The sequence below is a fragment of the Meridianimarinicoccus aquatilis genome, assembly GCF_004358675.1.
In the GTDB taxonomy this organism is placed as follows: domain Bacteria; phylum Pseudomonadota; class Alphaproteobacteria; order Rhodobacterales; family Rhodobacteraceae; genus Meridianimarinicoccus; species Meridianimarinicoccus aquatilis.
Genome location: NZ_SMZO01000024.1, coordinates 18887 through 30736, shown reverse-complemented (window position 1 = coordinate 30736; position 11850 = coordinate 18887). Strand labels below are relative to the sequence as shown.

At 58.2% G+C, this 11850-nt stretch carries 11 protein-coding genes; 10 read left to right on the top strand and 1 reads right to left on the bottom strand.

All coding sequences use genetic code 11. The features are described from left to right. Positions 1-122 precede the first annotated feature (122 nt). Genes E2L05_RS11630 through E2L05_RS11620 form a run of 3 tightly spaced genes read left to right on the top strand, consistent with a single transcriptional unit; the run spans position 123 to position 3279 of the window. Positions 123-1226 carry a Gfo/Idh/MocA family protein gene (locus E2L05_RS11630; protein WP_133343078.1) on the top strand — a complete coding sequence of 368 codons (1104 nt, stop codon included), beginning with the start codon at positions 123-125 and terminating at the stop codon, positions 1224-1226. Positions 1227-1238: 12 nt separating this feature from the next. After that, positions 1239-2135 (top strand): TIM barrel protein, encoded by an 897-nt coding sequence (locus E2L05_RS11625; protein ID WP_133343077.1) that lies wholly within the window; start codon positions 1239-1241, stop codon positions 2133-2135. A 10-nt stretch (positions 2136-2145) separates the two neighbouring features. Further along, positions 2146-3279 carry a Gfo/Idh/MocA family protein gene (locus E2L05_RS11620; protein ID WP_133343076.1) on the top strand — a complete coding sequence of 378 codons (1134 nt, stop codon included), beginning with the start codon at positions 2146-2148 and terminating at the stop codon, positions 3277-3279. On the opposite strand, the gene E2L05_RS11615 is transcribed toward E2L05_RS11620, so the two are convergent. Next, positions 3276-4280 (bottom strand): LacI family DNA-binding transcriptional regulator, encoded by a 1005-nt coding sequence (locus E2L05_RS11615; RefSeq protein ID WP_133343075.1) that lies wholly within the window; start codon positions 4278-4280, stop codon positions 3276-3278. The genes E2L05_RS11620 and E2L05_RS11615 overlap by 4 nt on opposite strands. A gap of 164 nt (positions 4281-4444) precedes the next feature. Here E2L05_RS11615 and E2L05_RS11610 point away from each other — a divergent pair, with 164 nt between their 5' ends. The 7 genes from E2L05_RS11610 (at position 4445) to istA (ending at position 11837) form a co-directional block, all read left to right on the top strand. Then, positions 4445-5395: a sugar ABC transporter substrate-binding protein gene (locus E2L05_RS11610; RefSeq protein WP_133343074.1), complete on the top strand. Its 951-nt coding sequence runs from the start codon at positions 4445-4447 to the stop codon at positions 5393-5395. 84 nt (positions 5396-5479) lie between these two features. Next, positions 5480-6598, top strand: a complete 1119-nt coding sequence (locus E2L05_RS11605; protein ID WP_133343073.1) for an ABC transporter permease — start codon at positions 5480-5482, stop codon at positions 6596-6598. A gap of 1 nt (position 6599) precedes the next feature. After that, positions 6600-7394, top strand: coding sequence for an ATP-binding cassette domain-containing protein (locus E2L05_RS11600; RefSeq protein ID WP_133343072.1), 795 nt, complete (start codon positions 6600-6602; stop codon positions 7392-7394). Continuing rightward, a complete protein-coding gene (locus E2L05_RS11595; protein ID WP_208016251.1) occupies positions 7391-7636 on the top strand; it encodes a hypothetical protein in 246 nt (81 codons plus the stop codon). The genes E2L05_RS11600 and E2L05_RS11595 overlap by 4 nt, the downstream gene beginning before the upstream one ends. A 319-nt stretch (positions 7637-7955) precedes the next feature. Continuing rightward, positions 7956-8714, top strand: a complete 759-nt coding sequence (locus tag E2L05_RS11590; protein WP_243721952.1) for a BKACE family enzyme — start codon at positions 7956-7958, stop codon at positions 8712-8714. Continuing rightward, the gene (locus tag E2L05_RS11585; protein ID WP_133343071.1) at positions 8711-10051 is read left to right on the top strand and encodes an aspartate aminotransferase family protein; all 1341 of its coding nucleotides are present in this window, start codon (positions 8711-8713) and stop codon (positions 10049-10051) included. The genes E2L05_RS11590 and E2L05_RS11585 overlap by 4 nt, the downstream gene beginning before the upstream one ends. 250 nt (positions 10052-10301) lie before the next feature. Further along, the gene (gene istA / locus E2L05_RS11580; RefSeq protein WP_133343070.1) at positions 10302-11837 is read left to right on the top strand and encodes an IS21 family transposase; all 1536 of its coding nucleotides are present in this window, start codon (positions 10302-10304) and stop codon (positions 11835-11837) included. The last annotated feature ends 13 nt before the right edge of the window (positions 11838-11850 follow it).

Genomic DNA, 11850 nt, shown 5'->3' with positions numbered 1-11850 from the left:
AGCGTGTCTCCTTCCCTGCGTGGTGCGACGTCTGCTGTTCCGCAGCTTTGCGCTTGACCACTTTCGGTTTCACACGATAGCAGTGTTGCAACCGGTTGCAATAAGATTTTGGGGGGAGATGCATGCAAGACATCGGGATCGGACTTGTCGGTGGCGGTTACATGGGCAAGGCGCATGCTGTGGCCTATTCGGCTGTCGGCGCCGTTTTTGCGCCGCGTTTGCGTCCGCGTTTGGAAATGGTGGCGGCATCAAGCGTCGAGTCGGCAGAGCGGTATCGCGCGGCCTTTGGATTTCGCCGTGCTGCGCAGGATTGGCAGGCTTTGGTCGCCGATCCCGCGGTTGATGCAGTGGTGATCGCATCGCCGCAAGCCACTCACCGCGCTATTGCTGAAGCCGCTTTCGCGCTGGGAAAACCCGTGTTTTGTGAAAAGCCGCTTGGGGCGTCGCTTGAAGATGCTGAGGCGCTTTGCGCAGCGGCAGAGGCGAGCGGCGTCGTCAACATGATCGGCTTCAACTACGTGCGCACACCGGCCACCCAATATGCACGCCGCCTAATTGCAGAAGGGGTTATTGGCGATGTGACGTGGTTCCGGGGGGAGCACACTGAAGATTTCCTTGCCGACCCGGAGGCGCCCGCCACATGGCGCACCGACGGCGAAGCAAATGGCACCATGGGTGATCTTGCACCCCATATGATCAATGCTGCGCAGGCTTTGCTGGGTCCGGTTGAATCGGTGATGGCGGATATCGAGATCGTGCATGAAAGCCGGGGCGACACGCCTGTCACCAATGACGATCAGGCCCACATGCTGTGCCGCTTTGCGGGCGGCGCGATGGGGCACATGTTCTTCAGCCGAATCGCGACGGGGCGCAAGATGGGCTACATCTACGAAGTGAATGGAACGCGCGGTGCGATCCGGTTCAACCAGGAAGACCAGAACAGCCTGTGGCTTTACAAAGCCGAAGGGCCAGAGGCAGAGCGCGGGTTCCGGCAGATCCTGATCGGTCCGGCGCACCCCGATTATCTGGCGTTCTGTCAGGGACCGGGTCACGGGACCGGCTATCAAGACCAGATCATCATCGAAGCGCGCGATTTCCTCGAAGCGATTGCTGATGGGGCCAATCGCTGGCCATCATTCAAAGCGGGACTGGACGTTGCGCATGTGCTGGATGCCGCGCGCAAGTCACATTCCAATGGGCGTTGGCAGCCCGTCGTTCACACCTGAAGGAGCCTGACCTTGACGATAAAGATCGGAAATGCCCCATGTTCATGGGGGGTGGAGTTTGCGGGTGATCCGCGAAATCCAGATTGGCGGGTTGTGCTGCGCGAAGCGGCTCATGCCGGGTATCGCGGTATTGAGTTGGGGCCTATCGGCTTCATGCCGGAAGACCCGCCGCAAGTTGCGGATGCTTTGGCTGAGAGTGAGCTGGAATTGATTGGCGGCGTTGTTTTCCGTCCTTTCCATGACCCCGCGAAATGGGATGACACGCTGGATGCGGCTGTGCGAACGTGCAAGGCTTTGGTGGCGCACGGGGCGCAGCACCTTGTCATCATCGATTCAATTTCGCCACGCCGCGCCCCCACGGCAGGCCGATGGGATGCCGCAGAAAAGATGGACAGTGCAGAATGGTCGGCGTTCCGGGATCGCATCGCCCAAGTGGCCAAGATCGGTGCCGAAGAATATGGGCTGACAGTCGGTATCCATGCGCATGCAGCTGGCTTCATGGATTTCGAGCCCGAGTTGGAGCGCCTACTGGATGAGGTTGATGAAAGTCTGTTGAAGATCTGCTTTGACACCGGCCACCATTCTTATGCGGGCTATGATCCGGTTGCGTTTATGAAGCGGCACGCGCAGCGGATCAGCTATATGCATTTCAAGGATATTGATCCTGACGTGAAAGCCCGCGTCGTGGCCAATAGCACCGGCTTTTATGAGGCCTGCGGTCAGGGGATCTTCTGCAATCTGGGCGACGGTGATGTTGATTTCGCCAATGTGCGTCAAATCCTGCTGGATAGCGGTTTTGAAGGCTGGTGTACGGTCGAACAGGATTGTGACCCGACCATCGAAGGCACTGATCCGCTTGGTGACGCAACGATCAACCGCAACTATCTGAATTCCATTGGCTTCAAGTGAAGGGGCTGACATGAAACGTCTCAATTGGGGCCTGATCGGCGGCGGCGAAGGCAGCCAGATCGGGCCGGCTCACCGCCTTGGCGCACAGGCTGATGGCAACTTCACACTCGCGGCCGGGGCCCTTGATGTCGACGCAGCGCGGGGCAAAGCCTATGCGGAACGCTTGGGCATTTCGTCTGATCGCGCCTATGGCGATTGGAAAGAAATGCTTGCGGGCGAGAAGGGGCGGGTTGACCGGGTTGATCTGGTCACAGTCGCCACGCCAAACAGCACTCATTTCGACATCACCAAGGCCTTCTTGGAAGCTGGGTTCAACGTGCTGTGCGAAAAGCCGATGACGATGACGGTGGAAGAGGGCGAAGAGATCGTCCGCGTCGCCGAAGCGACCGGCAAGATTTGCGCGGTGAATTACTGCTATTCCGCCTATCCAATGGTGCGTGAGATGCGGCACATGGTGACCAGCGGGACATTGGGCAAGACGCGTTTGATCGTCACCAATTTCAGCCACGGCCATCACGGAAACGCAGCCGAAGCCGATAATCCGCGTGTGCGCTGGCGGTATGATCCTGCGATGGCCGGGATTTCAGGGCAATTCGCAGATTGCGGCATTCATGCGATGCATATGGCCAGTTTTATCGCTGGCGATGAGGTGGAAACCTTGTCGGCTGATTTCGCATCCACAATTGCATCGCGGTCGCTGGAAGATGACGCCATGGTCAACTTTCGCATGGCGAACGGCACCGTCGGGCGGCTGTGGACATCTTCGGTGGCCATTGGGCGGCAACATGGGTTTGACATCCAGGTCTTCGGTGAAGAGGGCGGTTTGCGGTGGACCAGCGAGCAACCCAACCAAGTGCTCTATACCCCGCTCGGTGGGCGCACGCAGATCATTGAAAAAGGCGAGGCGGGGCTATCGGACGAAGCAGCGCGCTTGAGCCGTGTTGCCATTGCCCACCCAGAAGGGTTCCCGTTGGCGGTCGCGAATATCTATGTGGACCTTGCGGCTGCAATCCGGGGCGAAGCAGCGGGGGCACTTCCGCTCGCGGCAGACGGGCTGAGATCCATGGCGGTCGTGCACGCGGCTGTTGCGTCGGCCGGTCAGAACGGGGCTTGGGTAGACGCGCGTCCGCCCATGTTTCGCTAAGCTTCGGGCGGGGGGCGTAATGTTCCCCGCTCTATGATTTGGCACGAGAAGAGCCGCGCCTCCGGGATGCGGTTGGGATCGTCCAGCATCGCGACGACCAATTCGATGCAGCTATCGATGATTTGCTGGATTGGCTGCCGGATCGTGGTCAGGTTGATGTTTTGCCAGCCTGCGATCTGCATATCGTTCAACCCGATAATTCCAATGTCGCCGGGCACGGAAAGCCCGCATGTCTGAATCGCGCTGAGTGCGCCCACAGACAAGACATCGTCCCCGCAAAAATAGGCTTCGGCTGGCGTGCTTTCCAAGAGGCGCAACATTTCGGCGCGGCCAGCATCAAATGAATAGGCAGCGGCGAAGCTTTCGCTTAGCTGCAACTCTGGGACTGAATTCAGAATATCAAAGAACCCACGCCGCCGGTCGATAGTTGATGTCGCACTTTCTGGACCGCCGAGAAACCCAATCCGGCGATACCCACGCTCTAGCAGGGTTCGGGCGGCCATCCGTCCGCATTCCACGTTGTTTATGCCAACCACGTGGACCCCTGGATTGCTGAGGAAGCGGCCGAAGGAATGGACAACCGGAACCCCTGCATCCCGAAACGCCAACGCAAATTCCGGTGGCAGGGTGGAGGATGCAACAATGACCCCATCTACGGAATATTGTTGCACCAACCTCACGGAATTGGCTGGGTCAGTTTCATCCGTCAAGTTCACCAGCAAAGGCCTCAGGCCGCGTTCTTGCAAACTGCGTGTGAAGCGGTCGAAAACTTCAAGGAAAAGCGGATTATGAAAGTTGTTTGAAATCAAACCGATCAGTTTGGTGCGCCCAGTGGTCAGCGAGGATGCCAGAGCATTGGGCTGATAGCCAAGTTCGATCGCGGCCTTTTCAACCTTGCGTCTAGTCTTTGGGGACACAGATGCCCCAGCCGTGAATGTACGTGACACGGCTGACCGAGATACGCCCGCTCGTTCAGCGACTTCCTTTAACGTAACCGGCACGTCGCATCCTTTTGCTGTCCTTAGCCTGTACTAATCCAGCTTCATAATTTCTTGAACAGAAAATTTTGCAACCGGTTGCATTTTGGATCGGCCTATGCTTTTCTCAATGCGTGCGGAGAGCAATCCGTTCGAGAATAAGAAGAACAACTGTCTGGGAGGACATTATGACGAAAGTGATCAAGTCGCTGGCGCTTGGCGCAGCGGTTCTTGCTGCGCCGTTCGCTGCGACAGCTGAGGGGCACGGCGACACTCTGAACTACGTGCTGGTCAGTCACGCGCCGGACAGCGACAGCTGGTGGAACACCATCAAGAATGGGATCGCCCTTGGTGGGGAGCAGATGGGCGTGAACGTCGAGTATCGCAACCCGCCCACAGGTGACCTTGCCGACATGGCGCGGATCATTGAACAGGCTGCGGCGTCGGGGCCTAACGGCATCATCACGACACTTGCAGATTTCGATGTTCTGTCAGGTCCGATCCGCAATGCGGTCGATTCCGGCGTTGACGTGATCATCATCAACTCTGGCACGCCAGAGCAGGCGCGCGAAGTCGGCGCGCTGATGTATGTCGGTCAGCCAGAATATGACGCTGGGTATGCCGCGGGACTTCGTGCCAAAGGTGACGGCGTCGGCAGCTTTTTGTGCGTGAACCACTATATTTCGTCGCCAGCGTCCAGCGAGCGGTGCCAAGGTTTCGCTGATGGGCTTGGTATCGACCTCGGCAACCAGATGATCGATTCCGGTCAGGATCCGTCCGAGATCAAGAACCGCGTGCAGGCCTATCTGTCGGCCAATCCCGAAACCGATGCCGTTCTGACGCTTGGGCCGACATCCGCAGACCCGACCCTTCTTGCGCTTGAGGAAATCGGCCTGTCCGGTGACATCTATTTCGGTACCTTCGATCTGGGCGAAAACATCGTTCAGGGCATTCGTGACGGCGTGATCGAATGGGGTATCGACCAGCAGCCATTCCTGCAGGCGTACCTGCCGGTAATCGTTATGGCTAACTACCATCGCTACGGTGTTCTGCCGGGCAACAACATCAACTCTGGCCCGGGTTTCGTAACCGCGGACGGGCTTGAAATGGTCGAAAAGTTCGCAGGCGAATTCCGCTAAGCTGAGCTTCCGGGCGGCGCTGCATCTGTGGTGCCGCCCTAGCAGACCCTTATTTTCCCCAAAATATAGAGGAGTCCGTGGGCCATGGCTGAGGCTTCATCCACGCCATCTGACGAACGCGTCAAGCAAATTTCACCTTTGCGCCGTGCGCTGATCAGACCGGAACTGGGCGCGATGGTTGGCACGCTCGCTGTGTTCGCGTTTTTCATCCTCTTTGCGTTTGATAGCGGCATGTTCAACAGCCAAGGGATCATGAACTGGGCAACCGTTTCGGCGCAATTCATGATCATCGCGGTCGGTGCGTGTTTGTTGATGATCGCTGGTGAGTTTGATCTCAGTGTCGGGTCAATGATCGGCTTTGCCGGTATGATGATCGCGATTTTCGGCGTCACAATCGGCATTCCGATGTGGGCGGCGATCCTGATCACCTTCTTTTTGTGCATATCGATCGGCGCGTTGAATGGCTTTATCGTCATCCGCACGGGGCTGCCTAGCTTCATCGTGACACTAGCATTTCTATTCATTCTGCGTGGCTTCACAATTTTCTTGCCGCAAATGGTGGAACGTAAAACGATCATTGGCGGGATCCGCGAAGCAGCCGAAGGCGATTGGCTTGCTCCGATTTTCGGCGGCAAGATCTTTGGCAGCTTGTTTATCTGGCTGGGGGATGCGGGGTTGATCACGGTCTTTGAACGCGGAACCCGCGCGGGGCAGCCCGTGGTTGACGGTATTCCAATGCTTATTGTGTGGGCTTTGGTGCTGGTGGTCTTTGGTCATGTGCTGTTGACCCGGACAAAGTTCGGCAACTGGATCTTTGCTTCGGGCGGCGATGCGGAAGCTGCGCGCAATTCCGGTGTTCCGGTCACGCGTGTGAAAATGTACATGTTCATGTTCACCGCCTTTTGCGCCACGGTTTTCGCAATATGCCAGGTCATGGAATTTGGCTCTGCCGGGGCAGACCGGGGTCTTTTGAAGGAATTCGAAGCGATCATTGCTGTGGTTATCGGCGGTGCCTTGCTGACCGGTGGGTATGGGTCCGTCATAGGTGCGGCCCTTGGCGCAGTGATCTTTGGTGTGGTCCAGCAGGGTCTGTTCTTTGCCGGCGTGGAAAGTTCGCTTTTCCGGGTATTCCTTGGTGTGATCCTGCTCGGGGCTGTGATCCTGAATACGTATATTCGCCGCATGATTACCGGAGAACGCTAAGATGAACACGCGCAGCACACATGCCCCCATCATCGAGATGCGGAATATCGAGAAGCATTTCGGCGCGGTCATCGCCTTGGCTGGTGTATCGCTTGAGGTGTTCCCCGGCGAGTGCCATTGTCTTTTGGGTGATAACGGGGCCGGAAAATCAACTTTCATCAAGACCATGTCCGGCGTCCACAAGCCCACCGGCGGCGAGATTATCTTTGATGGCGCGCCGATGAATTTCGACACACCGCGGGATGCGATGGAAGCTGGCATCGCCACAGTCCACCAGCATCTTGCCATGATCCCCCTGATGTCAGTGAGCCGAAATTTCTTCATGGGTAATGAGCCGGTCAAGAAAATCGCCGGGATCAACTTTTTCGATCATGACCACGCGAACGATGTGACAATGTCCGAAATGCGCCGCATGGGCATCAACCTGCGCGGCCCGGATCAGGCGGTGGGGACACTGTCGGGCGGAGAGCGGCAAACGGTTGCCATCGCGCGGGCGGTGTTTTTTGGCGCAAAAGTTCTGATTTTGGATGAGCCGACCTCTGCACTGGGTGTGCGGCAAACGGCCAACGTTCTGGCCACTATCGACAAGGTCCGTAAACAGGGTGTCGCGGTGGTGTTCATCACTCACAACGTGCGTCACGCGTTGGCGGTCGGGGATCGGTTCACAGTCCTCAATCGCGGGCAGACCCTTGGAACGGCACAGCGCGGCCAGATCACGCCGGACGAGTTGCAGGACATGATGGCCGGCGGTCAGGAAATGGCATCGCTTGAAGGCTCGCTTGGGGGCACGGTTTGAGCCAACAATCCGGGCAAGGTCGCAAGCCACTTCTTGACCTGCGCCATCCGTTCATGCGCCCCATGTGGCGTCGCATCTTGATGGTGGCCCTGCTGGCGTTCTGGACCGGGATCGAGATCCTTGGCGGCAACCCGTACTGGGCGTTGCTGGCTGGGGGGATCGGTGTCTACGCGATCTGGGTGTTCTTCTTCGCATTCGATGTTCCAGACGCGATCGGCGACGACAAAGATCGAAAAGGCTAGAGTGCCGGCCTTCTTTTCGAAAGTTGCCCAAGGTCAGGGTAGGGGCGGGCTGGGATTTCGTGCGCAGTGTCGTACTCTGGTGCCAAAGTGGACCGACGAACTCGGTGCGGGTGGATGAATTGCGGTCAACGCGGTTCAATATCTCACGGGATCGAAACAATTGCCTTTGTAACGCCATTTCCAATGTAAAAACGTTACTTTTTGCATTATTGACCGATATCGGGTTTTGTACAATCTACAGACCAACGCTGCACGAGCCCGAATCTCGCGGCCCATTTCCCATTGGCAGCGCATAGGCACCTCAACGAAAGTCAAAGGCGTGACAGTTCCCTTTATCATGGTGGCTCCGAACGGGGCGCGGCGTGACCGATCAGATCATTCATCGCTGCCAGTGACGACGGAGCAGATCGTAGAAACGGCCGCAGCCTGCTTTGCGGCTGGGGCCAATGCGCTCCATCTGCACGTGCGCGATGGGGATGGCAGTCACTCTCTTGATGCGGGGCACTATAACGAAACCTTGGCGGAACTGGCTGGGGCCGTACCCGCGCTGCGCATTCAGATCACGACCGAAGCCGCCGGCGTCTTTGACGTTGCTAGCCAACTCGCATGTTTGCGCGGTGTGAAACCTGAATGGGCGTCAATTTCGGTTCGGGAAATCGCCCGCGATCCGGCGCTTGCGCCCAAGGTCTATGGGGTCTGTGCCGATCAGGGCACCAAGGTTCAGCACATTCTCTATGATGTGGATGATGTCGCCTTGCTCAAGGCGTGGCAGACAGAAGGTATTGTTCAAGAGGGGCAATCATCCGTTTTGTTCGTACTTGGGCGTTACTCCGAAGGTCAGGTTTCTGATCCGGCTGACTTGCGACCATTTCGCGATGCGATGCCTGACACCAATGACTGGATGATCTGTGCGTTTGGGCCGCAAGAACATGCCTGCCTGCTGGCCGCAGCCCATGATGGTGGTAGTCTGCGTGTGGGTTTTGAAAACAGTCTGACAGATTCCAACGGCAACACTTATCTGGATAATGCGGCTTCGGTCGCAGCATTGCGCGCAACGCTTGAAAGGCACCCATCATGAGCCCGCAAAAAAGCCACGTCTTTCCCCGTCATTGCCATGCCAATCTGCCAAAGGCAGTTGGCGGCGATGGGTGCTATCTCATCGATGAAACCGGCAAGCGGTACTTTGACGGATCGGGCGGCGCGGCGGTGTCTTGTCTTGGTCATTCCAACGACCGCGTGCGCGAGGCTGTCAAAGCACAGGTCGACCAGTTGGCCTTTGCGCATACTGGCTTTTTCACGTCTGACCCCGCAGAAGCCCTCGCAGACTTGTTGATCGAAAATGCACCGGGCGATCTGGATCGTGTCTATTTCGTGTCGGGCGGATCCGAAGCAGTGGAAAGCGCGATCAAACTGGCGCGGCAATATCATGTGGAACGCGGCGAACCGCAGCGCCGTCATTTGATCGCCCGGAAGCAAAGCTATCATGGCAATACCCTTGGCGCATTGTCGGCGGGCGGTAATGAGTGGCGGCGCGCGCAATTCGCGCCACTGCTGGTGGATATGACCCACATTGCGCCGTGCTATGAATATGCCGAACGCCCTGATGGGGAAACGCCGCAAGACTATGGATTGCGCGTGGCCAACGAATTGGAAGCCGAAATTCAGCGCCTCGGCGAGGATAGCGTTATCGCGTTCATTGCCGAGCCAGTGGTTGGCGCAACTTTGGGTGCCGTGCCTGCCGTGCCCGGTTATTTTAAACGCGTGCGAGAAATCTGTGATCAGTACGGCGTGCTGTTGATCCTTGATGAAGTCATGTGCGGCATGGGCCGTACCGGGCATCTTTTCGCATGTGATGCCGATGGTGTTGTGCCTGATATCCTGTGTATCGCGAAAGGTCTTGGTGCGGGGTATCAGCCGATTGGGGCGATGCTGTGTTCGTCGGCCATATACGATGCGATCTCTGATGGAACCGGCTTTTTCCAGCACGGCCATACATATATCGGGCATCCGGTTGCGGCGGCGGCGGGTTTGGCGGTTGTGTCGGAATTGCTGGATCGTGCGTTGCCTGCGCAGGTACAAAGCCGCGGCGCTTATCTGAGTAGCGCACTCAGTGCGGCCTTTGGTCAGTACGCGCATGTGGGCGACATCCGGGGGCGCGGCCTGTTTCAGGGTATCGAATTTGTGGCCGATCGTGAAACCAAGCGTACATTCGATCCTAAGCTTGGCCTCGCTGGCAAGCTGAAGAAAGCCGCATTCGCCGAAGGTCTGATCTGTTATCCGATGCCGGGCACACGCGATGGCAGGAATGGCGATCACGTATTGTTGGCGCCGCCCTTTATCGCGACCGAGGCCGAACTGGACGATATGGTGGGCAGGCTGTCGCGCGCTGTGAGCAGTGTAATGGAAGCTGTGTGAAGGTCGCGACTTAAATAGAATGGTGCCCAAAGGGCCGGGGCTGTTGCGGCGAAAACTGAACGATCCGGCTGCATACGAGAGATTTGCGTATTCCACGCGCATTTGGCCACCGGTTCCACGGGGACTTGGCCGGTCATTCCACGCGCATTTGGCCACCTGTTCCACGGCCTTTGGCCACCCCAGGATAGGTGGTCTGTGAGGCAATCTGATCGTGCCTATTCTGCAGCCTTTGAGGTTGCAGGAGGGCGAGATGGAAAGGTTGCCGATGCGCAAGATCAAGGATGTTTTGCGGCTGTACGCTGCGGGTTTGTCGGACCGTAAGATCGCGGTCAGCCTCGGCGTTGGCCGTGGTTCTGTCCGGAATTATCGCGAACGCGCCAAGGATGCCGGTCTGTGCTGGCCTGATGTCGCGGATGTAGACGAGGCCGTGCTGGAGCGGCAGCTCTTCACGCAAACGACATCGCTGGACGCTCCGCGCTTTGCCGAACCCGACTGGAGCCAGATCGCCCGCGAGCTGAAGAAACGGGGCGTGAGCCTGCAGTTGCTATGGGAGGAATACCGAGCCGATCATCCTGATGACGGCTACGGCTACTCGGCCTATTGCCACCGGTATCGCGCGTGGTCGAAGCGATTGTCACCAGCGATGCGACAGCGCCATGTCGCGGGCGAGAAGATGTTTGTCGACTATTCCGGCCTGCGGATGGCGGTAACGGACCCGACCACCGGCGCGGAGACGCCGGTCGAGGTGTTTGTCGCAGTTCTTGGTGCGTCGAACTACGCCTATGTTGAGGCCAGCTGGAGCCAGAGCCTGCCGGACTGGATCGGGGCGCATGTCCGTGCATTTGAATATTTCGGCGGCGTACCGGCGACGATCGTGTCGGATAATCTCAAATCGGCTGTGATCCGGGCCTGTTTTCACGAACCGACCATCAACCGCAGCTACACTGATCTCGCGCGGCACTATGGCACCGCGATCCTTCCCGCGAGGCCGTACAAGCCCAAAGATAAAGCGAAGGTGGAAAGCGCCGTGCTTTTGGTCCAGCGCTGGATTGTGGCCAAGCTGCGCAACCGGACGTTCTTTTCGCTGGCGGAACTGAACGCCGCCATCCGCGAAGCACTGGCTCAGATGAACGCCCGCGTCAGTCGCCATCTGGGCGCCTCGCGCCAGCAGCTGTTCGACACGGTGGAAAAGCCCGCGCTGATGCCCTTGCCCCCCACACGCCATGTACATGCGGACTGGCAAAAGGGCACCGTGCGACCCGATTATCACATCCGCATTCAGGATCATTTCTATTCGGTTCCAAATCGACTGGTCGGGGAGGCGCTGTGGGTCCGCATCACATCGGACACCGTCGAAGCCTTTCATCGCAGTCGGCGCGTGGCCAGCCATCAGCGCGCAGCACCAGGGGATCGCGGGACCACCACCGTCCGGACGCATATGCCGCCCCATCACCGCCACTATGCCGACATGTCCATCGAAAAGCTGCAAGCCAAGGCGCAGGCCATCGGCCCCAATGTGGCCACCGTGATCGACGTGATCGTGCGGGACAAACCCCGTCCCGATCACGGTATCCGCGCCGGGCTGGGTGTTCTCCAGCTGGAACGCGGCTGTGGGGCGGAACGGCTGGACGCCGCCTGTGCGAGGGCACTCGCGCTGAATGCCTGTTCGCTCAAATCGATCACCTCGATCCTGTCCAGCCGCCTGGAAGGCCAGCCTGTTGACGCCACGCCTGATGCACTCCCCATCGCCCACGGCAATATCCGTGGCCCCAAGTATTTTCACTGAGAAGGAGAGGAAA

Excerpts from the sequence above, each read along its gene's own strand:
- E2L05_RS11630 (WP_133343078.1), top strand. The coding sequence starts at position 123 with ATGCAAGACATCGGGATCGGACTTGTCGGTGGCGGTTACATGGGCAAG.
- E2L05_RS11620 (WP_133343076.1), top strand. The coding sequence starts at position 2,146 with ATGAAACGTCTCAATTGGGGCCTGATCGGCGGCGGCGAAGGCAGCCAG.
- E2L05_RS11610 (WP_133343074.1), top strand. The coding sequence starts at position 4,445 with ATGACGAAAGTGATCAAGTCGCTGGCGCTTGGCGCAGCGGTTCTTGCT.
- E2L05_RS11605 (WP_133343073.1), top strand. The coding sequence starts at position 5,480 with ATGGCTGAGGCTTCATCCACGCCATCTGACGAACGCGTCAAGCAAATT.
- E2L05_RS11600 (WP_133343072.1), top strand. The coding sequence starts at position 6,600 with ATGAACACGCGCAGCACACATGCCCCCATCATCGAGATGCGGAATATC.
- E2L05_RS11585 (WP_133343071.1), top strand. The coding sequence starts at position 8,711 with ATGAGCCCGCAAAAAAGCCACGTCTTTCCCCGTCATTGCCATGCCAAT.
- istA (WP_133343070.1), top strand. The coding sequence starts at position 10,302 with ATGGAAAGGTTGCCGATGCGCAAGATCAAGGATGTTTTGCGGCTGTAC.